The 25,109-nt window shown below is 54.1% G+C and carries 21 protein-coding genes; 2 read left to right on the top strand and 19 right to left on the bottom strand.

The window, feature by feature from the left end:
* Window positions 1-216: 216 nt before the first annotated feature.
* From FHS19_RS06250 to rhaB, 15 genes are all read right to left on the bottom strand, one after another.
* A complete protein-coding gene (locus FHS19_RS06250) occupies window positions 217-2,898 on the bottom strand; it encodes a discoidin domain-containing protein (protein WP_183580141.1) in 2,682 nt (893 codons plus the stop codon).
* A gap of 271 nt (window positions 2,899-3,169) precedes the next feature.
* Window positions 3,170-3,487, bottom strand: a complete 318-nt coding sequence (locus tag FHS19_RS06245; RefSeq protein WP_183580138.1) for a thioredoxin family protein — start codon at window positions 3,485-3,487, stop codon at window positions 3,170-3,172.
* Entirely contained in the window at window positions 3,488-3,862 is a 375-nt protein-coding gene (locus FHS19_RS06240) for a MerR family transcriptional regulator (protein WP_183580135.1), read from the bottom strand.
* Window positions 3,863-3,939: 77 nt separating this feature from the next.
* Window positions 3,940-4,620: a serine/threonine protein kinase gene (locus FHS19_RS06235; protein WP_183580131.1), complete on the bottom strand. Its 681-nt coding sequence runs from the start codon at window positions 4,618-4,620 to the stop codon at window positions 3,940-3,942.
* A gap of 211 nt (window positions 4,621-4,831) precedes the next feature.
* Window positions 4,832-6,907, bottom strand: coding sequence for a serine hydrolase domain-containing protein (locus FHS19_RS06230; protein ID WP_183580128.1), 2,076 nt, complete (start codon window positions 6,905-6,907; stop codon window positions 4,832-4,834).
* 209 nt (window positions 6,908-7,116) lie between these two features.
* Window positions 7,117-9,363, bottom strand: coding sequence for an FAD-dependent oxidoreductase (locus FHS19_RS06225; protein WP_183580126.1), 2,247 nt, complete (start codon window positions 9,361-9,363; stop codon window positions 7,117-7,119).
* A gap of 4 nt (window positions 9,364-9,367) precedes the next feature.
* Entirely contained in the window at window positions 9,368-10,213 is an 846-nt protein-coding gene (locus FHS19_RS06220; protein WP_183580123.1) for a carbohydrate ABC transporter permease, read from the bottom strand.
* 23 nt (window positions 10,214-10,236) lie between these two features.
* Window positions 10,237-11,118 carry a carbohydrate ABC transporter permease gene (locus FHS19_RS06215; RefSeq protein WP_183580120.1) on the bottom strand — a complete coding sequence of 294 codons (882 nt, stop codon included), beginning with the start codon at window positions 11,116-11,118 and terminating at the stop codon, window positions 10,237-10,239.
* Window positions 11,119-11,466: 348 nt separating this feature from the next.
* The gene (locus FHS19_RS06210) at window positions 11,467-12,804 is read right to left on the bottom strand and encodes an ABC transporter substrate-binding protein (protein WP_183580117.1); all 1,338 of its coding nucleotides are present in this window, start codon (window positions 12,802-12,804) and stop codon (window positions 11,467-11,469) included.
* Between the two features lie 150 nt (window positions 12,805-12,954).
* Complete coding sequence (locus tag FHS19_RS06205) at window positions 12,955-13,704, bottom strand: response regulator (protein ID WP_183580102.1); 750 nt, start codon at window positions 13,702-13,704, stop codon at window positions 12,955-12,957.
* Between the two features lie 121 nt (window positions 13,705-13,825).
* Window positions 13,826-15,616 (bottom strand): sensor histidine kinase, encoded by a 1,791-nt coding sequence (locus tag FHS19_RS06200; RefSeq protein WP_183580099.1) that lies wholly within the window; start codon window positions 15,614-15,616, stop codon window positions 13,826-13,828.
* A 373-nt stretch (window positions 15,617-15,989) separates the two neighbouring features.
* Window positions 15,990-16,190 (bottom strand): hypothetical protein, encoded by a 201-nt coding sequence (locus FHS19_RS34555; RefSeq protein ID WP_221223834.1) that lies wholly within the window; start codon window positions 16,188-16,190, stop codon window positions 15,990-15,992.
* 46 nt (window positions 16,191-16,236) lie between these two features.
* Entirely contained in the window at window positions 16,237-16,779 is a 543-nt protein-coding gene (locus tag FHS19_RS06195; RefSeq protein WP_204797505.1) for a BNR-4 repeat-containing protein, read from the bottom strand.
* A 305-nt stretch (window positions 16,780-17,084) separates the two neighbouring features.
* The gene (rhaA, locus tag FHS19_RS06190) at window positions 17,085-18,362 is read right to left on the bottom strand and encodes an L-rhamnose isomerase (protein WP_183580096.1); all 1,278 of its coding nucleotides are present in this window, start codon (window positions 18,360-18,362) and stop codon (window positions 17,085-17,087) included.
* Window positions 18,363-18,398: 36 nt separating this feature from the next.
* A complete protein-coding gene (gene rhaB, locus FHS19_RS06185; protein ID WP_183581476.1) occupies window positions 18,399-19,847 on the bottom strand; it encodes a rhamnulokinase in 1,449 nt (482 codons plus the stop codon).
* A 254-nt stretch (window positions 19,848-20,101) separates the two neighbouring features.
* On the opposite strand from rhaB, the gene FHS19_RS06180 reads away from it, so the two are divergent.
* Window positions 20,102-20,995 carry an AraC family transcriptional regulator gene (locus FHS19_RS06180; protein WP_183580093.1) on the top strand — a complete coding sequence of 298 codons (894 nt, stop codon included), beginning with the start codon at window positions 20,102-20,104 and terminating at the stop codon, window positions 20,993-20,995.
* An 82-nt stretch (window positions 20,996-21,077) separates the two neighbouring features.
* Here FHS19_RS06180 and FHS19_RS06175 read toward each other — a convergent pair whose 3' ends face one another.
* Genes FHS19_RS06175 through FHS19_RS06165 form a run of 3 tightly spaced genes read right to left on the bottom strand, consistent with a single transcriptional unit; the run spans window position 21,078 to window position 23,157 of the window.
* Window positions 21,078-21,269: a hypothetical protein gene (locus FHS19_RS06175; protein ID WP_183580090.1), complete on the bottom strand. Its 192-nt coding sequence runs from the start codon at window positions 21,267-21,269 to the stop codon at window positions 21,078-21,080.
* A 26-nt stretch (window positions 21,270-21,295) separates the two neighbouring features.
* Entirely contained in the window at window positions 21,296-22,165 is an 870-nt protein-coding gene (locus FHS19_RS06170; RefSeq protein WP_116230725.1) for a sugar phosphate isomerase/epimerase family protein, read from the bottom strand.
* Window positions 22,165-23,157, bottom strand: a complete 993-nt coding sequence (locus tag FHS19_RS06165; protein WP_183580057.1) for a Gfo/Idh/MocA family protein — start codon at window positions 23,155-23,157, stop codon at window positions 22,165-22,167. The genes FHS19_RS06170 and FHS19_RS06165 overlap by 1 nt, the downstream gene beginning before the upstream one ends.
* Before the next feature lie 303 nt (window positions 23,158-23,460).
* On the opposite strand from FHS19_RS06165, the gene FHS19_RS06160 reads away from it, so the two are divergent.
* Window positions 23,461-23,661 (top strand): hypothetical protein, encoded by a 201-nt coding sequence (locus FHS19_RS06160; RefSeq protein WP_246426434.1) that lies wholly within the window; start codon window positions 23,461-23,463, stop codon window positions 23,659-23,661.
* A gap of 67 nt (window positions 23,662-23,728) precedes the next feature.
* Here the strand turns inward: FHS19_RS06160 and FHS19_RS06155 are convergent, their stop codons facing one another.
* Complete coding sequence (locus tag FHS19_RS06155; protein WP_246426433.1) at window positions 23,729-25,033, bottom strand: discoidin domain-containing protein; 1,305 nt, start codon at window positions 25,031-25,033, stop codon at window positions 23,729-23,731.
* Window positions 25,034-25,109: the final 76 nt, after the last annotated feature.

Raw genomic sequence — 25,109 nt, 5'->3', positions numbered from 1 at the left:
CCCGCACATTGCGTGTTTCCAGCCTCCATGCTACTCCTGATCCGCCCGTCTCTCCATGGCATAGATTTCTGGCGGTTGTGTTTTTTTATGCTTAGATAAAAAAGAACCATGATCCCGTCCGCCGTACCTCTAAACGAGTGAACAGGGATTGGGAATCATGGTTTGGTTTCTTTCAAGAAAAATGCGGATGCCGCTTTGCTCTAAACCAGCTGTAGGTTACTCTCGTATGTTGTTCAGCGCTATTTTGCCCAGCCGCTCTTCCAGCTGCTGCTTATACAGGCTCTCAACGGTCACATGCTGGCCGTAACTGTCCCAGTATCCTTCGCTGCGCGGACGGGGATCATAGTCGCTCGGAACCAGACCGGGCACATTTTCGCCGACATGACCGACGGCATAGTTCTGCGCGGTCGGCGGCTGCTGGGAGGTGAGCTCTCCCTCCGTGTTCCAGCTCACATAGTTGGCCCCGGCCCAGCCATGACCGCTGCCGAGCCAGGCTCTGTCCCGGATAGAGATCGGGGCTTTGATGTTGTCGAACAGTCCGCCTACGGACCAGCGGTGATGCGGTTCACTGGTGTTGTAGTTTTTGACGGCTTCGCCATCCAGAAACACATTTGGCCCCTGTACCCTGCTGTCAACGACAAACGCGTGCCGCGCAGTCTCCGTGTAGATCCGCTGCACAAAATTCAGCTGGCCCATCTGATGGATAACGTACCGGCGGCCGCCGGTGATGATGCTGACCATGTCGTGCATACTGCTGTCCTGAACGGTGATCCATTTGGAGTTGCGGCTCATCTGCACGAGAGAGTACGACAGATGATACCCCGTCACATCCCGGACCCAGCCGTTTTTCACGCTGTTAAACACGACAAAGCGCTCGGCATGCTTCTCGTCTGCATAATACGGATCGGTCGTATCGTTATCCATTACGGTATCGATGACGCTCGGATCGAAATCCGAATCCACCCGCATATTTTCGACGCCCACCTGCTGAATGCGGGCTTCATCCGTATACTTGTAAATTTCGCCACCGCCCCATTGGCGTTCGATCGCGCTCGCCAGCGGCGCGTCGACCGTAATGGAATTGCCGTTGACGGCCGTGATAACCCGGTCGAAATCCAGGTTGAATGGAGACCACTGGGTTACCGTGCCGCCCGGACGATTGTAAATATAATCCATGCCGATCGCATGAATCCAGTTTTTATCCCCGATCCGGCGGACGACGATTTGGTCGCCTACATGATAGGCTCTGGCGTCTTCCACGTGAAAGGTGCGTGAACCCGATGGCACATACAAATCGGAGATCGTCTGCTTAGAGCCGCTGTCCAAAGTAAGGCCGACATTCTCCCCGATTTCAATCAAATTGCGCGGATTGGCCCCTGTGCCGTATATGAGCGTTCCTTTTTCGTCCTGGCCCATGCCCCGCAGCACAATCCCGCTGGCTTTGACGGTCAGCGTGCCGCCGACGTCATATCTGCCTTTTTTCAGCAGGACCGTCCCACGGAACCCGTCCTTGCCGAGCGGAAGCCGGGCAACTTCGTCGATCGCCGCCTGAATGCGCGCGGTGTCATCACCGTCTCCCGGAGATACGGTGGCTTGAACAGGCACGTTCGGGATTTTTACACCGCCGCCCATGTAGCCGACATTCGAGAAGTCGAGAATTTTGTTGCCGCGGTAATCGCCCACGTATACCATCTCTCCGTCTTTGCCCGAAAAAGCGATTTGGCTTTGTCCGGCAGGTATGCTTTTCGGATCAAGTACCGTAAAGTAATAAGACTCATACACGGGTTCCTTGCCGCTCTGTTCAATCTTCAAGCGGAGCTGATAAGAGCCTTGCCGGTCCGCTTTCCCCACAGGCGTCCATTCCACCGCTTCTCCTTTAGTCAGCGCCGTCTTCATCCAGGTGTCAACTGTCTTGCTTCCATTATAAATCAAATCGCCAGTGACATTTCCGTTCACGGTAGGAGTCAGGGATACGGTCGGATAAACGTCCTGCGGTTCGATGACGGCCGGCTGCCCGATCTCCGTCTTCATCCGCGGATGCGTCAGCGTGGAATTGACGACATAGGCTTCGCCTTGAAAGGCTGCGGGATCATCAACCACCACCCAAAGGTCGCTTGTCTTCAAATCTTCCGTTGTATGTACGACCGCCTGCAACAGCGAAGCCCCGACCTGATTCGCCGTCACGGTTCCCGACGGGGACACGGAAACGTCCATGGTGGAAGACTTATAGGTTTTCGCCACTTCGCTTAAATCCACGACGCTGCCGGATTTCAGTTCACCTTTCAAAAAAAGCGTCGCTTCTTCTCCTTTGTCCAGCCGGATTTCGCTGTTGTTCGGGTATTCCTTTCCGGCCGCATCGGTAAAATAGATCCGCTGAAGATCCGCCGGTGCAGGTGCCTCCGTACTGTTATACACGGACAGCTCGGACAGCTGCACGTTCAGGTCTTTGCTAAGGTTCAGACTCAGCTTCAAATACCGTGCGCTGACCGCCTCAAAGCTGGCTGTTTCCGATGCGCTTAAATCCTTGTTTTTCCTGAATGCTTCATTCCAATTCGTCTGGTCGTTGGAATACAGCAGCTGGTAATCCTTCAGATTGTCTGCCCGGTTCAGGTTGAACATCACCTTGTTGAAGGTTTCCTCCTGACCCAAGTCGATGGAAAGCCACACGTTCATATCATCCTTTCTGTCGGCGGCCAATGGCTGCCATACGGTTTCGCCTTTGCCGTCCACCGCGTTCGCTGCGCTGCCCGAGCTTGCCTTCGCCGTACTGCCAAACGCCAAATTAACGTCCTCGGCTGCAGCGGCGCCAACAGCCTGCTTCCCTCCGGCCATTACCGCTTGGGAGCAGATCATTAATACGATCAGACTTGCGCTAAGCTTTTTCCTCCAACCCGTCAAATCATATCCCACCTCTCTTATTTTGAAATCGCTTACATATTAACAAGGCTTTTCACCGTTTAACATGTCGTTTTTATCGATTCGTTTGTGTTTTCTTATTCCTTCCCCAAACAGGCAAAGACGGCGACCGGCACACATGAAACCCATGCTTCCGGAATCGCCGCCTTTTTGTCTACTATCGCGCCAAATCGAATCATCTGCTGCAGATGCTGCCATGCATCCCGCTTGCCGGACAAATCGGCCAGCCCCGCTTACATCTTCATGACTCTATTTAGCTATGCTTGGCTACAACCTGCTCGTAAACGCTCTTCGGCCGCAGACCGACCAGCTTCTCGACGGCCTCCCCGTCGCGGAACACGATGACCGCTGGAACCGACATCACCTGATAATGGCTGGCGGTAGCAGGAGACTCATCGCAGTCCACCTGAAGAAACTGCACCTGATCACCCAATTCACCGGACAATTCGTCCAGCATGGGGAGCAGCTTCTTGCAGGGAGGACACCATACCGCTCCAAATTCGACTAAAGTGGTTCCCTGTGCGCTTATTTGCGACGCAAACGTCGTATCATTGACCGTTAGGATGCTCACTTAACATTCCTCCTCACCGGAAATAGATCGTTCGAGCAGGATAGAATCGATACGTTCGGTCAAATTGGCCCGGATGCTCGTCAGCACCTGAATCTGTTTATCGATCTCCTGAAGCTTTTGCTGGTAGATCGGCAGCACATCTTTGCAAAAGGCTTCCTTGTTCTGCAGGACGCACTGCAAAATTCCGGATATTTCGTCGGTGGACAATCCAAGATTTAAATACAGTTGAATCGCCTGCACCTGCTCGACCGCAAACGGGGTATATTCCCTGTACCCGTTCTCCTTTCGCAGCGGCGCAAGCAGCCCTTTTTGTTCGTAGTAACGAAGGGAACGAATGCTGGCGCCGGTCCGCTCCGCCAATTCTCCTATGTTCAAGGCCATCTCCTCCTCCCTGCCCGACCGGTCTTTATTGTAAACCCTGACACTAATGTGAGGGTCAAGAGGCAGGCCACCTATTTTTTCATAAAAAGCTTACGTATGCGCTCGGAAAATTCCTGCAAATTGATGTTCAGCGGATCAAGATGATTGTATGCCGTTTTTACGGCTTCGATCAGCCATAGGGGAAGCCTTTTCCCTTCCAGCAGCGGATACACGTTATCATACGCCCATTCCAGATGCTCCCAGCGCTTATCGTTTCCGCTCTGGACATATTCTGACACGTCAATGACTTTCCCGCGCCCGTCCTGAAGCAGCACATTTTTCAGATGAATGTCCCTTGGGTTGAGCCCTTTGCTCCTTACATACGCGCGGGCGGCATTCACATCGTCGATGACCTGCCTTGGCACCGGGATTCCATAGAGGAGGCAGTCATACAGAGTCATGCCATCTTCCCGGCTGATGACGACATAGCGCTCCCCTGCCCCATAAAACACAGGAAAAAACGGACTGCCCTCCAACCGGCTGTACACTAGAATTTCCGCCTGCTTCTTCGGAAGCGCTGCTTCGGTATAAAGTTTATATGCATACGCTGGAAGCGGTTCGTACACAAACACTGCCGCGTCGGTTCCGATGCCGATGCAGACTAAATCCTCCGATTCGCCGGCAATGGCCACCGGCTCGTTGCTGCCTTGCTTCAGCACTTCCATTCGGGATAGAGCATGTTCGGCCTGCTTCCACGCTTCACTGTTGTTCATTGGTTCGACCGCCTCCTGCGAGTTCGATTTTACTTATTCTACTGTATACGGGCCGGGTAATCCAAGTGGACGCAGCTCATTTGTTTCGGCAAGGATATTGCCCCGCTGTAATAAAATAACCACCGCCCCTCCATTAGATAGAAGATACGGTGGTTTTACGTTAAACCGATTGAAATGATGAGTGATATGATAGCTTATTACGTATATTACCTTACTTTGTGTCCAGTTTGATGCTGAACGAAGATCCGGCGTCACCTGCGAAAACAATGGTTCCGTCCTTAGGCAGGACGACTTGGTTGGATCCGCTGACTTCACTCATATTTACGAGGTTGCCTTCAGCGTCATAAACGACGAATCCTCCTTCGGCCGGAAGTTTCACTGTCATCGTTTTTCCGGCGGCTTGCTTCGGAACCGTGAACCATCTCGCATTTCCATCTGCCTTGATGCTGACGGTCGATTGTTTGCCATGGTACAGCGGCTTCACCAGATCCTCGCTGACGAACACGCTGCCAGCGGCCTCCAGGTATTCGGCTCCGTCTTTTTTATAGAAGTTGTACTCTGACGTGTCCCGGCCGCCCATGCCCGGAATCTGCAGGACGCTCGCTGCCGCATTCGGTCCGGTAATTTTTTTGTCGTTTAAATACCCTTGGAAATCCTGGGCCCGTTTCAGCTCCAGCGTAGGTTTCATCAAATACATGATCGATGTGTATTTCTCGTTTACCGGATAGTAGGTTTTCCCTTCACGCTGATCCCAAGCTTTGGCCGTGTCCTTTGTTAGCGGGTTGCCGTCCAGCTTTTGCGCCAGATAATGGGACAATGCCATTTGCCCAAGCTCAGGAAGGGTGCTGTATTCCTGGACCCAGAGGTAAGTCAATCCGTTCTTTTCGTTCACAATGCTGACTTTCGCGGTACCCGCTTCGTTCACGAACGTTCCGTCCGAAGTGTACACATATTTCTCCGCCGGATACTCAGGCACATTCGGAACCGTAACGGACATCATTCCATCCTTCAGGTCGACCTTGACCAGCTGGTTGCTCGAGCCGTAATATCCGGCTTCCTTCTTCAGATCTTCCGGCATGCTGGCAGGAACCGGCTTACCAAACGATTTGTCCGGCTTGATCTCTTTGACCGAGCCTTTTTCTTTCAGCGCTTCCAGCAAAATCTGTGTCGCCAGCAGCTGGTTCGTCGAGCTGCTTCCGCCTGAAGACACGACAGCCGCAGCCATATTCTGCTCCGGAAGGACGATCAGCGAGGCGTGGTATAGAATCGTGTCCCCGCCCTTGACGACTGCCTTGATACCATAATCGTTAAACGGATACAGTCTTACGCTGTCCCAGCCCAGGCCGTAATCGAATGAATTATCCGCATCTTTCGGCCACAGTCCTTTTTTGTATTCGGGCTGACCCATGGCTTCCACCGACTTGGCGGACAGGATGCCTGGCTGTTGCCCGGTAAAAATTTGCGAAAACCGCGCCAAATCCTCTGCCGTGGAATATATGCCTCCCGTTCCGATCACGTTCACCGTTTCATTCGGCAGCTGCTGCTGGATGCCGGGATAATACAGTCCTGCGGTGAGGGACGTATCCACCATATCCTGTGGAGTTTTGGTATTCTTCATGTCCAGCGGTTCGGTGAAGTATTGATGAACGAAGGCGGTAAATTTCGTCCCGCTGACGCGTTCCACCAGGATCTCCGCCAGCGTAAAGCCGTCGTTGCAATACACCGAGAAAGCGCCCGGATCGGCCTTCAAGCTTTGCTTGGACAGCTGCTCAAGCAGGGTGTCGTGCGCGTGAGGGTCCGAGTCTTCAAACAAAAACGCATTATTCAGGCTGGAACCTTGAATCCCGGAGGAATGGTTCAGCAGCATGCGCGGTGTGATTTGCTTGTAGCGTTCATCCTTCATTTTGAATTCCGGTATGTACTGTACAAGCGGGGTATCCAGATTGATTTTCCCCTCATCGACCAGTTTCATAATGGCAGCTGTCGTAAACATTTTACTCGTTGAGCCGATGCCGTACATCGTGCCGCTCGTTAACGGAACTTTACCCCCCTGATCATTCTTTCCGGTTTGGCCGGAGAGTTGGATCTTTCCTTGGTCGATGAGCGCGTACTGTACGCTGACCGTCCCGTACTGCTTCGTGAGCAGTTCCGCTTTCTCCGCGGCGATTTGTTTAAGCCCTTTGGTGGCCGGAACCGTTGCTTCCGTGCCGGACGCCATTGCTGCAGTAGGAACCAGCGGCGTCAATGTCAGTGCGGCAGTCAGAAGCCATGCCATCCTTTTTTTCATGAATGAACCTCCTTTTGTTTGGACTATTCAGTACTACGTCATTCACCCGGATTTGGTTCAGTTTTCCAACAAAAAGGGAACTTCGTCTCATACTGCGGTTCGGCATAGGACCAACTATCTAGCTTACGCTCACTCGAAAAGGCAGCCATCTTCGTGGATGGCTGCCTCAAACAGTACATTTGCGATCATGTGTCCCCTTTTCTTTCCAATCAATATACCCGAATCTCCACGAGCTCGGCGGCGGAGGCACCGTTCGTTTCTTCGATCACAAGGCGCAAAGCATCGGCGGATATGCATTCGCTCAAACCGATCCCATTGCTTCTTCGCCGATTATCCTTAACACTGGCGATCTTACTCCACTCTCCTTGAGAGCGTGCCTCGATCCGGTAAGACTTGACCAGTTCAGGGATGATTTGAAACGGCGTCCGGTGATGATGCAAGTTGATGAGGTCTTCGTTGACGTCGTCGTTCCAGGTCAGCCTTACCTCCTGCAGTGCGACTTCTTTCTCCCATGTCAATTGCAGCCACGCCTCGTCCCCCGGCCCAATCGTATCCGATGCCCATAAATTTGGTCCGCCGAATGGCCGCTTGTATCCGCCGACCGCCTTCGCCGGCCAATAGGCACCGGTCGTACCCAGAACCTTGAAGCAGAACGGCAGCCGGACCAGCGACTTCATACTCCAGGCCACGACAGGCTGATTCTCGTCATGGTCCTCCAAGTCGGCCGAAGCGTTCGGGATTGCCCCTTTCTCAAAAGCGATAACGCCACTGAGCGGTTCGGACGACCGGTACAGGCTGATGTCCGGATTCCCGCGGATGATGACAAATGCATTCTGCGGCGATTCCGGTGCCCATGCCAGCGGTAGGGTTACCCACTGTGCTTCGCCTTTGGAGACGACTGCTTCGGCTTCAGCCACCTTTGAGCACGGAATATAGTTTTCCGGCCGGCCGGTGTCCCACAGTTCCACGGCTAGACGGGTATCTTCGCTCGCGTTCACAAGCAGCTCCAGCCCTTCCACCGCCGGCTCCACCGGAAACAATATCGCGGCGTCCCGCTCCAGCCGGCAGGCTGAATGCGGTTTGGTGACGGCGATGCTGCCGCGGACCGACGAGGCCGATACCTTTGCCTGGCGGGCCAGGTCCCGGTCATCTTCATGCCGCAGGCCGATGACAGACGCGTCCTGCCGAAGCAGCGTCTGCTGCAGCTCGAGCAGATGAGAGCGGTAAATATCTCGCGGCGACACGCCCTTCGCCGCGCACAGCGATGCGGCGGTGCCGGCCGCTTCCCCCATCACTGCGCAGGTTGCCATGACACGCGTGGTGCCAAAAGCCACGTGGGAAGCGCTGATATTGCGGCCGGCGAACAGCAGGTTCGAGACGTTCGCCGAATACAGGCAGCGGTACGGAATATGATAGATGCCGTCCGCGTGCATATGCTTGGAGCCGCTGGCTTCGGCATACATCCCCTGCGGCGGATGCAGATCGATGGACCAGCCGCCAAAGGCGATGCGGTCAGGAAACGGCTCCTGCGCGATGATGTCGTTCTGGTTCAGCACATAGTCGCCGATAAAGCGGCGGTACTCCCTTTTTCCAGGAATGGAACCGACCCATTCCAGCGTCATGGCGTCGGCATCGAACCGCCCTGAATTTTTAATATAATCCCAGACCCCATAGATGACCGACCATAGTTCGTCCCGGATGACTTCATTGTCATGGACCGTATCAAGTTCGCCTCCCCACTCGATCCACCAATAATGGCAGCCCGAGTCGCCGCTGCGGATGACCCGCTTAATGGGAATCGGCGTCTGCGTAATGTCCTTGGCGAAGGTAGGCGGTACGAACCGGACGGGGTGACCCGCGTCCTTCGTATAAAACAACAGCGTACTGCCCAAGGTAATACCGTCCGCCTTCTCCGGCGCCCACGCTTCCCCGTATTCACGGGAGGCCTCCCGGCCGATCCGGTAGCGGGCACCCGCCATAAAGCCGACGAGTCCGTCGCCTGTACAATCCAGAAAGACAGGGCTTTCCATGCGGATGCGCCGCTCGGAGCCCATCATCCAGCCGGTTACCGACCGGATCGTCCGGTTCTCCTCCGGACCGTCCGCCTCAACTTCATGCACATCGGTATTCAGCAGCAGCGTGATGTTCGGCTCCGCCCGCACCGCTTCCAGAATTACTAAATCCCAAAGGTACGGATTGCCGTCCGGATTGCGGTACTGGTTCTCCACGAACAGCTCGCCCATGATGCCGGTCTCCCTAGCGTACCGGTTGATGCCGTGCGCGGTCGCCCCGCATACCCACACCCGCACCTCGCTGCTTGAATTGCCTCCCAGAACCGGGCGGTTGTTCACAAGCACGACCTGGCTGCCAAGCCTTGCCGCCGCAATGGCGGCGCATACGCCGGCCAGCCCGCCGCCAATGACGGTAACGTCGCTTCGTATCGTCTCGGTTTTCATCCTCTCACCCTTTCACCGCAGAGTTGGTCAAACCTTGAATAATATAGCGCTGGCCGATCGCAAACACGACGATCATCGGGATAATGCCCGCAGACGCCGCAGCCATCATGCCGTTGTAGTCCACCGTATTTTCCAGGATAAAGTTTTGAAGTCCAAGTGGAATGGTGTACAGCCGCTCATCGATCAAAAAGACCAGCGCGTTCTCGTAATCGTTCCACTGCCAGGAGAAATCGATAATGGCCAAGGTGGCCAGCGCCGGTTTGGCGAGAGGCAGAATGAGCCGGAAGAAAATCCGGAAGTGCCCCGCCCCGTCGATAAAGGCCGATTCGGAAATCTCATGGGGAATGGACAGGAAGAACTGGCGCAGCATGAATACGCCGAATATCGTGAACAAGCCGGGCAGAATGAGTGCGAGATGCGTATTATAAATGCCGGCCCATTCAAACATGATGAACTTCGGCACGAACAGTACCTGTGGAGGAATCATCATCATGGATAAATATAGCATGAACAGCGCATTTCTTCCCTTGAATTCAATCCGGGCAAAACCGTATGCCGCGAACGCGGATAAAAACGTGGCTCCCGCCATGCCGATCAGGGCAATCTTTAGCGAATTCAGGTAATAGGTACCGAAGCTTTTCGGTCCGGTCCACACCTTGAGGTGATGCTCCCACGTCGGATGCGCGGGAATCCATTCGATCGGGTATTTGAACACTTCGGTCGGAGTTTTCAAAGACGTACTGATCATCCATAGAAAAGGCATAACCATCACGATGGCCAGCGCCAGCATGATCAGTGTCACCATCAGCCTGCCCGGCGTGCCGGCCAGCAGTCGTTTTTGGAGTTCCATGATGCTTCAGGCCTCTCTTTCTCTTAGTAATGAACCCATCGTTTTTGGCCGATCCATTGGATCACTGTAATGATGAGGATGATGATGAACAGCGCCCACGATATCGTGGCGGCGTAGCCCATGTCGTAATACCGGAAGGCGTTCTGGTAAACGTACAGGGACAGGATGGTCGTGCTGTTTCCGGGGCCGCCCTGCGTCGTCGCCTGAATGATGCCGAACGTCTTGATTGTCATGATCATGCCGGTCACCAGCAGCAAAAACGTGGTGGGGCTCACTAGCGGCCAGATGATTTTGCGGAGCAGCTGTCCCGCCCGGGCACCGTCGATCTTCGCGGCTTCCAGCAGCTCCGGCGATACTTCCTGAAGCGCGGCCAAATAAATGATCATGTTATAGCCCATCAGGAACCAAATCCAGATGATGTCGATCGCAAACATCGAAGAGGCGGTCGTCGACAGCCAACCCGGCGGGTGTTCGATGCCGATGCCGCGGAGGAATCCGTTGATCGGGCCCTGCTTCGGCTGGAACAGCAGCATCCAGACAAACGCGACGGCCACCCCGCTCGTAATGTAAGGCATGAAGTACAGGGCGCGCAGAAGCTTTTTCAAATAGATCCGCTGATTCAGGATCACCGCGACGACAAAGCCAAGCGCAATGGACAGCGGCACCGCCACGAGGAACAGCACGGTGTTCTTAAGTGACAGGTAGAAAAGCTTGTCGTGCAGCATCCGGGTAATATTATCGAGACCGACGAACCCGACCTTGGGATTCATGAATTTGTAATCCGTGAAGACCAGACCCAGAGAGTATGCGGCCGGTATGAGAAAGAACAGCAGTACGCCGATCATGCTCGGCCCGATGAAGACGTAACCCAGCCCGCGCTGCCTTCTCATCCAATGGTTGTTCATGTGTTTCGCCTACCTTCTTGTTTTTGATGTCCTCAGTCTAGCAAGCCGGGACGTTTCGCAGAAGGAACAAAACCATCGTCTTCATATCACAAAATGATGCAAAAAAAGCGCCTCGGGACAACCACGCGGCGCTTGTTCATCAAATCGTTCTATGGATAATCAGGCAATCGAATCCGTCTAGGGGCAAGCGTATAAAGTTTCCACCGATCGCTGTTGTTCCCAGATTTTTTTTCCTTGCCTGGGTACTTTCTTTGCTTAGATCCAAGTATCCAGCATGCAGCAAGGGACGGCCGTTAAACTTGGCCGTCCCTTGTAATCAGGTGATCGTATCGCCTCCATTGCAATAGGTCATTGCTGCGGATTGGATTTTACATATTCGTCATGCCGTTTGACCATGGCCGCCACCGTCGCGTCCAGGTCCTGCGATCCCAGGAAGTACTTCTCGTATTCCTGTGAACGCAGATCCATAACCTCTTGTGGAACGGTACGGACAAAAGTCGGCGTCTTGTTGTCGAACATGACGTACATTAAGGATTCCTGATCGTAGGTGTCTCCCTTGTCGCCCAGCATGCTCTTCATCGCCGCATCCTGATCGGCATCCTTCGATGCAGGCAAACGCCCTCCCGCCGCCATCGGCGCCATACCGCCGTCCGCATACCATTTCAGAAACTCCCAGGCTTCCTTCTGATACTTGGATTTGGCGTTGATCGAAATATAATCGCCTATACCGCCGCGCGTCACATAGTTGGCCGCATCTTCTTCCAGCCTCGGTACCGGGGCGAACGCGATTTTGAAGTCGCGCGGATAATCCGTAAAGTTGTTGGAGCTGCGGAGCAGCCATGCACCGATGTTCAGCATCGGCACTTCACCGCTGAGGAACATTTGCTCGACCGGCATTTTGGATGTCAGCTGCTCGCCGAGCGGAGGCGTCGTTTTGTCATCCTTCATCATGCCGTACAAGCTTTCCAGCCATTTGCGCACGAGCGGATGATCCAGGTTGGAGCTTCCGTCCGCCTGGGTATACCCTTCTTTCGCGAGCACGGAGTCGATTGGGTCGACGAACGGCTCTGTATTCTGGATAAATCCATAGCCGTCGCCTTTCTTCAGCTTCTTGGCGTATTCCCTCATCTCATCCCAGGTCCAGTCCTTCGGAACCGGGAGGTTGGCTGCATCCAGGGCATCCTTGTTCAGCGCAACGAAAAAGGAGCTTTTCGTCGTCGGCACGCCGTAATATTTGCCGTCGATTTTCCAGCCGGCCGCTTCGGGCCCCATTTTCTCATCGATATTATAGTCCGTGAAGGCGCTTAGGTCAGCCGCGGCCCCCGAAGCCACCCGTTTTGACGCCTGCGAAGCGGAATAGTTGACGAACAGGTCTACATCCTGTCCGGTCATAATCGCCGTGTCCAGCTTCAAGTTGCCTTCATCATCATTTACAAAGCGCACATATTCCACTTGAATGTCCGGGTGATCCTTGTTCCAGGCATCCACTACTTCCTGCGGCCCGGCCTCCGGCGGAACTCCGCCCCACATTTTCAGTTTGACGGCACCGCCTGAAGCGGACGAAGCGGCTTTTGCACTGCCCGCCGGCCCCTCGGCGTCTCCCTTACTGCCGCCGGAGCAGCCCGATACCACGCCCGCGATCAGCGCCAACGATACGAATCCCGCAAGCCAACCTTTTTTTCTCAATTGAAGCCCCCCGTATCAAAATGAATTGTTTGTTGCAGCTCAAGGATAGCAAAGCGGCGGGCCCCGCCGTAAGTAACAGAATCATGATTCCCATGGAACAGAAATACGCAGTTCGGCGGCTCTTAACGGATACTGAACATGCATTTTGTTCTATTGCTTCATCCGGTACTGGCTTGGGGTCATTCCCGTCATCCGTTTGAAAATTTTAATAAAATAGTTGTCGTTCATAAAACCAACGTTCTGGCAGATCCGATTGACCGGAAGGTCCGTCGTCGTCAAGTATTCGATGGCCTTCTCGACTCTGGTCCGGTGCAGGTAGTGGATCAAGGTCTCCCCGGTTTTCTTTTTAAACAAGGCGCTGACGTAGTTTTCCCCCATCATGACATAACGGGCGAGCGATTTGAGCGTAATGTCCTGATCGTAGTTTTGTTCGATATACTCCATAATTTTGTTTACTTCCGGGTGCGTAATCTTCTCCCGGGCCGCCGGCTGCCGAACCGGACGTTCGATCGGCGACTGCCGGGCAGACAGCTCCCTGCTCACTTTAACCAGCGTCTCCCGAAGATCCTTCACGCTCATGGACAGCTTCAAAATATAGTTGGACGCCCCGTATTCCATCGCTCTGCGCATGGATTCAAAGTCCCCGATGCAGGTCAGCATGACGAATTTGGACCCGATGCCGGCTTTCCGCGTTTCCTGCAGGAGTTCAAGGCCGTCCATCTGCGGCATGACGATATCGCACAGCACCAGATCCGGCGGGTCGTTCTTGATCATCGGCAGCGCTTCCAGACCGTTACTCGCTTCTCCCGCGAGCGTAAAGCCCATCTCCTCCCACCGGATGATCTCCTTGACCGATTCCCTCACGAAGGTTTCGTCTTCAACCAGCAGCACTTTCCACATGCGCTTTCACTCCTTAACAGCTAGATAGAAGCAACCAAACAGAGTCACAGCTCAGACTTAGAACGGTTCACATCCCAAGAAATCAGCCAGATCAAACTTTAGCTCCTCATAGATCGTTCTTTCATGATATCGATTGACGCGTATTCACATAAGGCTCGGACAGCAGCACGGGCAGGTGCATCCGGCACAGCGTTCCCTGCTCAAGCGGAATGATTTCAAGCTCCCCTTTATCCTTGAACAAAAGGCGCAGCCGCTCCCTTACATTTTGCAATCCGATGCTCGGACGCTTGCGGTCTTCGGCCTGATTTTTGCTGGACTGCTCGATACCGACGCCATTGTCCTCGACTTCCAAAGTTAACCGTCCCTGCAGAACACGGCTGCGTCCCATCCGGATCAGAATCCGCCCGCCTTCGGCCCTATTGCCGATGCCGTGCTTGATTGCATTGTCCACCAGAGGCTGCAGGCTCAGCTTCGGCACCAGCGCGTACACCAAGTCCTCATCATAGCTGAACTCCACTTGAAAACGGTTCCCGTATCTCACCTGTTGAATATAGAGGAACGCTCGCGTAAGCTCAATTTCATCACGGAGATGAATCAGGTCCACGTCGGAGTTGAGGCTCGTCTCCAGCAGCTTCCCTAGCGACAAACAAATCTCCACGATTTCTTCGTTTCCGTTCCGGAGGCCGATCCACTTGATCGTGTTCAGCGTATTCAGCAGAAAATGGGGGTTCATCTGAGCGAGCAGCATTTGAAAATGCACCGCATCCTTCTGCCGTTCTTCGGCACGAAGCCGCTGGACCAACCCGTTCATATCGACCATCATCGTATTGAACGTCCGGGTCAGTTCCAAAATTTCTCCTTTGTACCGCTTCTCGGGCAGCCGGATCATCAGATCTTTGCGGACCGCCTCTTTCATCTTCATCTGCATATGGGACAACGGCCTTGTAAACGCATGGGCGATCATGAAAGCAACCGCTATAAACGCGGCGGTAATGGCATAAAAGGTCACGAAGTATTGCTTCTTCAGCGTTTCGATTTCCCGGAACAGCAGGTGAAGCGGAATACGGTCCACGAGGTACCAATCCAGGGAAGATAAATAGCTGTAATTCACCAGCGTATCGGACTGCTGATCCGTCCAATGGCCGCTCTGCGGCATGTTCGCAATTTCTTTGACGGCTGTGGCCGACAGCGACGAATCGGGCATTGACCTGGCGATCACTTCACCGGTACGGGTCATGATGAAGTATGCTTGATCACTCTCGGATTTTTGCAGCATGGATTGAAACCAAAAGGAAAAATCGATACTGATGCGCGCCAAGCCGTAAGCCCGGTTGTTCCGGTCGCGCAGTTCGGCATACAGAGACAGCAGGCTCGGGCTTTTGCTGATATCCCGTGACACGTAATTAGCGTCGTCGGACACCCAGAGATAAGAGGACTTGGATTCCTGAAGCGCTTTGAAAGATGCGTTCGAAGTAATCTGGCTGTAATTCAGGGAAGTATTCGGCGGATAAGACGTATACACATGGCCGCTGTTATCGAGAAGCGTGAAATAGACGGACGGATTGTACAGGAAAAAGCTGTTGTTGAGCCCTTTGAACTTGTCTTCCATGATCTCCTTGTTGTCCAGGACCGACCGTTCCTCCGGCTTCTGCAGGATGCGCCTGACTTCAGAATCCTGTTCCAGAAAGATCAGCGTCTTGAACGCGATGCTGAGCTGATCCTCGAGCGACCGGTGCAGATTGTCCAGCTGCTCATGGCTCTGCTCGCTGATTTTATTTTGGACAAGCGATTCGATTTTCTGGTAATTGTACAAATTCAGCACGCTGAACGGTAGCAAAATGACGAGCGCAAACAGGGCAAATAACCGGTATTTCAGCTTATGGGGGACGAGGTGGCTGAGCCATTTCCGCATAACGATGAACTCCTTTTCACACTAGGTGCTCCCATTATATCTCACACCATGTCCCTGGATAACAATGTTTGTTCAAGAGTGTAAATTTGTATCGTACAAGCCCGTTAAAAGCATCAAATCGTTCTATTGACAACCTGCTGCACCTCCCCGTCTAAAGAAAAAGAACCGCATCCCATATGCGGTCCTTCGGATAAACCCTTGATATACTTTACTCTCCCCTTGAAGCTATTTGCCAGCAGCTCCTCAACGAAGCATGACGGATTCCCTGCAAGATGACTTCGAGTCCCCAGCAGAAGCGTTCCTCGCCTCCTGTTAACATCTCTTCTTTAAACGGTCAGCACGGGAAAATGGAGGGGGTCCCGTGATTTGTTAATCAATTTCTTCCGTAATACAGCTTGCGGTTCGTGACGTCCACAAGATACAAAATGTCGACACCGTTATCATTGCGCTCTACACTAAGCCGCTCGATTGGCTTGCCTGGCGCAATGGACGTTTGACTCCAGCCGCCGCCCGACGGTACGGCCATAAATGCGCGGTCCGTACCGCTGCTTTTGGCGTAGTACACCCGTGGCACGGAGCCAGCCCATGTAATATCGATGGCCGCTTTGGTTTCGGACGCGTTATACACAGCCGGACCGGATCAACAGGTATACGTCTCCGTTCGGTGCCGTGGTCAAGACGGGATAGGTGCCTTTAAAGGTAGAAGGCGTCGGCATATCGGCGGAATGGTTTTGCGGCGCTCCCCCTACCGTATCGGACCGGAAATAGTGCCATGCTTCGTGGTGCATCGAAGCGAACACGTGGAACCTGCCGCTTCCGTCCCGCGCGATCGAGGGCTGGTTGTGCCCCAAATCATCACTGTATTCCGCAACCGCGCTGCCGTTCATTACCGGAATGTTGGACCATGATCCGTTCCCGTCACGCCGGGCGATATATACTTTGTGCTTGGACTCGTCGCTTCCGGGTGCGTTATATGCCATGTAGGCATACTCCAAACCCGTTCCATACGTCTCGAGCGGCGTCCACCAACCCGCTTGATTGCTTGAATCCATGGCGTACGGCACCTCGGTCAGTGCCGCTTCAGCGCTGCCCATCCCGGATGGCAGGAGCGAAGCCAGCATCAACGCCGCGGCTCCAATTTTCCACGGTCTTCCTTTTTTCATATATTATCGACCTCCTTTGGGTAAAGTAACCCCTTCATATGCCTGAAGCATGAGACTCTATCCTGTCCACAATGTGAAGCGCTTTCAAATTAATAGGACGCTCATGCGCACGGTTATCGTAGCACGAGGTACGAGCCGGGTGTAATACACAAATTGATGCATCCCATAGAACAAAATCATCTCTTTTTTTTCACTGGAAACAGATCATAGAATCATGGTTAATGTCGACGTAAAAAAACGACGCCGGACACGGCGTCGCTTCTATGAGATTGTTATTCATTGCACTACCCTGACTCTGCCATAAATTAAGTGTTCTGAACTAAGCTGTTTCTGGCGGATAAAACTTGCTCCTCATAGCGTTTCACTTCATGCAGCCACTGCTCGCGCACAGGCACCCCCTGCGAAGCGCAGTAGTAATCCCACACAGCCCCAAAGGGGTAGGATTTGAACTCCTCGGTCAAAGCCAGCCGTGAAGTAAAATCGCCTGCAAGCTCCACCCGCTTCAGCTCATCCACCGGTTCCAGCATGGCCCGGAGGAGCGCTTTGATCGTATTTCGGGTGCCGATGACCCAAGCGGCAATATGATTGATACTGCCGTCAAAGAAATCCAGGCCGATGCTCGTTCTCGGGAGCAACTCACCCCGGACCAGCTCACGGGCGATTTCGAGCAGCTCGTCATCCATCGTCACGACGTGGTCGCTGTCCCAGCGAACGGGACGGCTGACATGCAGCAGCAAATGTTCACTGAACATCAGGATGGACGTCAGCTTGTTGCTGATGACTTCTGTCGGATGGAAATGCCCGGCATCGAGGCAAACCGCTTTGCCCCGTGACAGCGCGTATCCCATATAAAATTCGTGCGAACCCACAACGTAGCTCTCGGAGCCCAGACCAAACAATTTGCTCTCCACCGCATCGATGTTATACGACGGATCGATCTCTTCGCCGAAAATCTCGTCAAGCGAATCGCGCAGCCGCTGGCGCGGCGACAGGCGGTCGACCGGCGTATCCTTGTACCCGTCAGGTACCCAGACGTTGGTCACGCAGGGCTGACCCAGCTCGCGGCCGAAATGCTCGGCAATCTTGCGGGATGCCTTGCCGTGACGGATCCAGAACTGGCGGATTTCCTCATCCGCATGGCTGAGCGTAAAACCGTCGGCCGCTTTCGGATGGGAGAAATACGTAGGATTGAAATCCAGACCGAGTCCCTGATCCTTGGCCCAATCCACCCAACGCTGAAAATGGCGGGGCTCGAGCTCGTCAAGGTCCACCTTCTCTTCGGTGTCAGCATAAATCGCATGGAGATTCACTTTATGCTTGCCGGGGATCAAGGACAAGGCTTTGTCCAGATCGTCTCTCAGCTGACCCGGCGTGGCCGCCCGTCCCGGATAACTTCCGGTTACCGCAATTCCCCCGCTAAGCTCAGCGTCTCTGAACAGGAAACCCCGCACATCGTCCCCCTGCCAGCAGTGGAGCGAAATTTTAATCTGCGCCAGCTTTTCCAGCGCCTGGTCGACATCGATTCCGTGCTGGGCATACAGCGTTTTGGCATCCTCATAGCTCTTCCGAATTTGTTGATCCATGTTACTTGCCTCCCGAGAATTGGATTTGGTAAATGATCATTTCTTCACGATCCTATTCCAGCGTTCCTTAACATCAACCGCGACGGGTTCCGGTTTATAGAGGGTCACTTCAAAAGATTCGGCAACGGCTCTTCTGGCTTCGTGAATATCCGTGAACACTCCGGCATGGATCATTTGGACCATCAAGTTGCCGAGCGCCGTGGATTCGACGGGGCCTGCGCAAACCTTCCGGCCGGTGGCGTCGGCCGTCAGCTGGCAGAGCAGTGCGTTTTTCGCTCCGCCGCCCACGATGTGCAGGACCTCGATGGGTTCTCCGGTCAGCGCTTCCAATTCATCCAAATACGTGCCGTAGCTTAAAGCCAAGCTGTCGAAAATGCAGCGCGCCACCTGGGCAATCGACTCCGGGACCTGCTGCCCGGTCCCGCTGCAAAAGCTGCGGATCTCTTCCGCCATGTCCGGCGGATTAAGGAACCGGTCGTCGTTGCAATCAATCAGGCTGCGGTAAGGCCCGCACTGCTCCGCCATTTGAACCAGCTCAGCAAAGCTGTACCGGTCTCCGTTCTGCCGGCGGACCTCCTGGATTAACCAGAGACCCGTAATATTTTTCAAAAAACGATAGGTTCCATAAGCGCCCCATTCGTTGGTGTAGTTCGCTGTCATCGTTTCCTTCGTGTTCAATGGCTGATCCCGCTCCACGCCCAGAAGGGACCATGTACCGCTGCTCAAGTAGGCCCAGGAACTCCCCTCACGGGCGGGTACACCAAGCACCGCGGAAGCGGTATCATGGGTTGCCGTGACGACAAGGCTGCATAACGGCAAATCGTACTGCTGCTGAAGTGCCGGGTCCAGCCCTCCAAGGGGGGTTCCCGGCTCGGTCAACGCGGCAAACTGTTCTCGACGCATCCCGAGTAAGGATAACAGCTCTGCATCATAATCCCGGCTCTGCAAGTTAAGCAGCTGTGTGGTGGACGCATTGGTCACTTCGTTGATCCGCTTCCCAGACAGGCGGTAATACAAATAATCCGGTACGAGCAGAACTTGGTCCGCCCGTGTCCGTTCGTCCCGGTCATGTGCAAACAGCTGGTAGATTGTGTTGAACGTCAGCTGCTGGATGCCTGTCTTCTCATAGAGGGTTTCGCGGGAAATAAGCTTCTCCAGCTCCGCAGGGGCCGAATCCGTCCGCCAGTCACGGTAGGCGTAAACCTCCATAAGCCTCTTGCCTTCCTTGTCGACCAGTGCATAATCCACCGCCCAGGTATCGATCCCTAACGTACAGGAATCGACCCCAGCCTTCTTGGCTGCCTGCAGCCCTGCGACGATTTGCTCCAACAAATGCTCGATATCCCAATACAGGGAGCCGTCCTGCTCACGGAAGCCGTTGTCGAATCGGTGGATTTCCTCCAGCACCAGCTTGGAATCCTGCAGCCTTCCGAGAACGAGGCGCCCGCTTGATGCCCCGATATCGACCGCGATATGAGCATCCATACCTCCATCCCCTTTCTGAACCAAGTTCGTCCTCCCCATGGAAACGCTTTCGATCCGCACTGTCATTTCAGGAGCAGGTTCCGGCACCAGCCCTTCCGCTGCTTCCATAAAAACTTGTCGTGCGTCATTTCCAAGAGTTCCATGTCCAGATCTTGTTCTATCCTCCTATTTATCATAAAATGATTAACACCCCGGGTAATTTAGGTAAAAGCGACATTTTACCCGGTAATTCCGACATAGCGAGGTTAAAAATCATGCCTAAGCGTACGGTAAGGCTGCTGAGCGGCAGAGAGTATTTCAACAATTGGGATGACTTCTCGATTTTCGTAAACCGCAATGCCGAGTCCTATGAGTTAACCGAACATCACCATGATTTTCTGGAAATGAGTTATGTCAGTGAAGGAACCGGGTACCACCATACAGGCGATGAGGTCATGCCCGTATCTGCGGGGGACCTGTTTGTCATTCCAATCGGCGCTTCGCATGTCTTCCGGCCGGGGTCAACCGCTAAGGACCGACAGCTGATCGTGTATAACTGCCTGACCTCCATGGAGAACGCTACCAAAATTTTGGGGTTGGTACCCGGAGGCGATGAGCTGAGAAGGCTGCTGGCTTTTCATGAAATTATGCACTACCGCGACCGTGACGGCGAAGCCAAAGGCTGGTTTGAACGGCTGTACCGCGAGTATTCGGTAGAGCGTACCGGGAGGGAAACCGCCCTGTACGCAGGCATGCTTCAGCTGATGATCTGCATCATCCGGATTCATGAAGCCACAGTGGAAGGGGCATCGCCGCCCACTGTAGGTATGGACCATGTGCTGTCCATGCTTCATGGCCATTACAGCCGTCCGTTTACCGTAGAGGAGCTGGCCGGTGAGCTTGGGATTGGGGAGCGGCAGTTTCAAAGGCTGTTCGTTAAACATACCGGACTCACTCCCATCAAGTATTTACAGCGAATCCGGATTCAGGAGGCTTGCCGCCTGCTCCGGTCGACTCCCCGCCGGATACACGATATCTCTGCGGCCGTAGGGTATGCGGACATCGCGTTTTTCAACGGGCTCTTCAAGAAGATTACCGGCATGACGCCCAGAGAATACCGGCAGTCACACGCGTCCATGACGAGGACGGCGGCCGGAAGAGAAGACTAATGCGACATTGAAAATATTCAAATATACAATACATACACGCAAAAGGAAGCCAGCCCCCCAAGGGGCTGGCTTCCTTTATGTACTATTCTAGGGACGTTTCCGCAGCAATCCTCACCGTGTCTCGGCCGGCCCGCTTGGCCTCATACAGCGCCCGGTCGGCCAGCTTCAGCAGCCCCCGCAGCTCGGCATCCGGCCATTCGTCTCCTGCAGGGAGCACTCCCGAGATGACGGGATGATGCGGGAGATTAAAACACCCTGGGTGCTTTTCATTCAAAATAGACCGACATATGCTAATCAGAATTATTTAAAATACAGAGCCAGATGCTCGGCAGCTTTCACGATCCCCTGCCGCTCCGCCTCGATTGATCCCCAAAACCGGTGATCCTCGAGCTCGATGCTTACCGCTCCCTGGTAGCCAAGCCGGTCAAGCCTTACGGCAACCTTGCTCCATTCCACTTCGCCATGTCCCGGGATCGTGTAACGCCATGAGCCTTCGGAGAAACCATATTTCTCCCCAAAGGTTGCGGGGATGACTCCGCACTCGTACAGCTCATCGTGCAAAATTTCCGTATCCTTACCGTGGCAGTGAACGACCCGGTCCCCGAATTCGCTCAAAGCGCGGAGATAATCAATGCCCAGCCGGACCAGGTGGGAAGGATCATAGTTGAGCCCGAAATGCCGCGAAGGGATCGCTTCGAACATCGCTCTCCACATTTCCGGCGTACATCCCAGCGTCGGATAATACGGCGCCGGGCCGGGCCAGCCCTCGATCGCCATATAAACACCTTTCTCCTCAGCATGGCGGACCAGTTCTGGAAACGTATCCTTCCAGATAGCGAAGCCCTCCCTGCGTGGCAGTGTATGGTCTTCCGGGACGAGACACATAAACATGACGCTGCCGCCGAGTTCCGATATTCCGTCCATTTGCTGTTTTACTGAGGTTACAGCCGCCTCTCTTACAGAGTCGTCGCGGCTGAGAAGCTTTGCCGTCTGCTGGGCATCGACCGATCCGATCCCGATGCCGGCCTCCTCGCACGCCTGCTTTACTTCCGGAGTCAGCTGCGGGACATCCAGAATATCAAGACCGGCTTCCGCCGCCCACAGAGCCGTTTGCCGGATACCTTCCGCACCGATTTTGGGTGGAATTCGCATTCCGATGGGATTGCTCATTAGACATTTTCCTCCTCTGTTATCGACGCGGCCTGCGGGACATAGCCTGCCGCCTGGTAGATCATCTCGGACAGCTTGACAACCTTCAGAGCGAATTCTCCAGGCACCAGCACTTCGTGCCGGCCCAAGATCGCGTCGATGAAACTTTTGTCCTGGTTCGTCGTCTGCTCTGGCAGTTCCGGAACGATCGGCTCCTGCTTCAGCCGCCGCAGCGTGATTTTTCCGTTGTCATAGAAGATACCGCCGTCCTCGCCGCAGAACACGAAGGTTTCATGCCAGCAAGGTGCATAGCCGACCAGATTCAAACCAGCCACAGCGCCTTCCGCAAACCGGATCGAGGTGAAAGTATCGATCTCGACCGGCGCACCGTGCATATGCAGCTGCGGTTTGACGTCTACCGGCGTCAGCCCGGTGGTCCAGAGCAGCACATCGATAATGTGGCTGCCGGAATCCATCAGGAAGCCGCCCCCGGAGAGCGCCGGGTCTTGCCGCCAGGAACCGGGCGTCCCCTGTCTCCATTCCTGATACAGCGAAGCGGTAACCGAGGTGACTTTGCCAATGACGCCGCTAGCAATGGCATCCCTTATGTACAGGAACTCGGGTTGAAAGTGGCGCTGATACGATACCTGCAAAATTTTCCCCGCCTGCTCGGCGGTATGAATCAGCAGCTCGGCCTCGGCCGAAGAGCAGGTCATCGGCTTTTCGATCAGTACATGCCGACCGCTGCTGAGCACATCCTGCGCCTGCTGAAAATGCTGGGTGTGCGGTGAACAGATCACCACCGCGTCCAGCTCTGCCTGTGCCAGCATATCCTCGTAATTCGAGTACTGGCGGGCTTCACGAAGCTCGAATTTTTCCACAAAAGCATTCCGATTCTTGTCACTGGTGTCCGTCAAAGCTGTAATTTGAACCTCCGGTAGTTCCAGCAGTTGTCTGGCATGCCAAGCGGCGATGCCTCCCGTGCCGATGATGCCTACGCGAACTTTGCTCATGTACACAGCCTCCTCAATAAAATACGGTACAGTAAGGATACTTCCATACGGCTTGCCGGCTTCATCTCAGCAGTAATTTATGTCATCCCCATTATAGAAATGAAAGCGCATCCGAACAATGCAATATAACGACAACTTGACGGCCGTCCTGTCATGATTTCACAGAAAGGCGGCACTTTTGAAACTGCGTTATTGCTTCTGTCTGCCGCTTATTTCCTAAACGCTCGATGATAAGCGGATATAATAGCTCCGATATGGAAAAAGCTGATGTATACTCATCACAAGGACAAAGGAAGCTCGCTCATGGATATGCATGCGATTAACAGCTGGCTCAGGCAGCTCGCCCACAATTACTTTTTGATCGTCATCGCCGCGGTCGTCTTTTTTCTGGGCAAAGCGGTTCTAGGTTATTTCACTTACCGCCATTACGATAAGAAGCTGGAAGCATTAAATCGTAAGCTGGACAGGTTAACGGATGAATTCGGCAAAATCAAACGCGATTGACGAAATAGCACCGCCAGCCTCTATACGTGAGCTGACGGTGTTGAACGGCTCACGCGGGGTTAGGGAATTATGGATACAGACCGATCTCGGCGATCTGCAGCTCCGCGCCTCCATTGTTCGCCGTCACGTTGAGCCGGTAATACGAATAAGCGGACGTGTTGCTAAAGGTATACGTTTTCGTCAGGAAGCGGCTTGCAAAGGTTTGGCCTGTACGGGTATCCAGCGTCGTCCAGCTCGTACCGTTATTCGATCCTTGAAGCGACCAATTCTTCGGATCCCTGGCTGGAAAATCATTAGCTGACGTTACCGAGTAGGAAGTGGCGATATGGGATGCCCCGCCGCCGAATTGATACTGAATCCAGCCCGCATTCGTGAAAATTAGCCATTTCGTTGAGCTGCTCCCGTCAAACGCCTTCTCCTTCTCTTCGCCGGATGGACTACCCATTGCGCTGGCGGATACCGTGCCGCCCGTCGTCAACGATCCGTTAGCGGGTTCGCTCAGCGCACTGTTGATCGCCGCCGCGTAGTCCTCCGCTGAACCTCCGGCCGGATTGTTCAAAATGGCGTCATAATACCAGATAAACCCTCCCTGGATGCCCGCCGACGACTTCCATGCGCTCATCCGGCTGTTGACTTGGGCGGGGGTGTTGCCGCCGCTGGACGTTTGGCTGTCCAATCCCGGCATTACCGTCATTCCGAGCTGGCTGCTCCAGGCTGCCGGATCATTCCCCGCTCCGCCGTCGTATACCTGCAGGTACACGCGGTCCACGCTAGACCCCAGTTGGGATTTGACGCTCTGCCAATAGCTGACGTTGGTATAAGGACACAGCGTGATCTTTAAGCCCATCCCGGACAGCATCTTTCCAAAGGCGACCGCCGAGTTAACGTCGTATAAGTCCTCGTTGTCAAAGCTCACCGCATCGACCCCAAGCGCCGACTTGAGCGCGGCAAAGTTTTTGTACAAAATGCTTCCTGTTCCCGTCCCTTGAGACGCTACGAGATTTTTGATGTTCTGGAAATCGCTCACGCCCCAGGAACCGACGCTGATCTCAAGGCGCTTCACCGAGGTGGGTGCCTGCTTGAGCGAAGCCAGCTCGGCAGGCCATGACGCTTTGCCGATATAGCTGCCGTTAGAAACCACCGGCTGATCGTTATACACCAGATCCCCGTTGCTGTTGACATGGATGGTCCAGAGCATGACCGTCGTGAACCCGGAGGCTTTTAGCGTATTCATCGTATCGGTCCCCCCGGCATAGAACGGACCGCCGCCATAAATCACGGATTCGGGTGCCGTCTCTGCCGATGCGCTCCAAGGCAGCAGCCCCAGCAGCAGAAGGCAGCTCATGAGCGCTTTGAATGCTTTTCCTTTCAAACCAGTTCACCTCTCTACAAAAAATGGATGGTTTCGGATAATCTGCAGCAGATGAAACGTTATGCCATCTAACGAT

The sequence above is a fragment of the Paenibacillus rhizosphaerae genome (assembly GCF_014192015.1).
GTDB lineage: Bacteria > Bacillota > Bacilli > Paenibacillales > Paenibacillaceae > Paenibacillus_AQ > Paenibacillus_AQ rhizosphaerae.
Note: the sequence above shows the minus strand (reverse complement) of the source record. Positions and strands in the feature narration are given on the sequence as shown.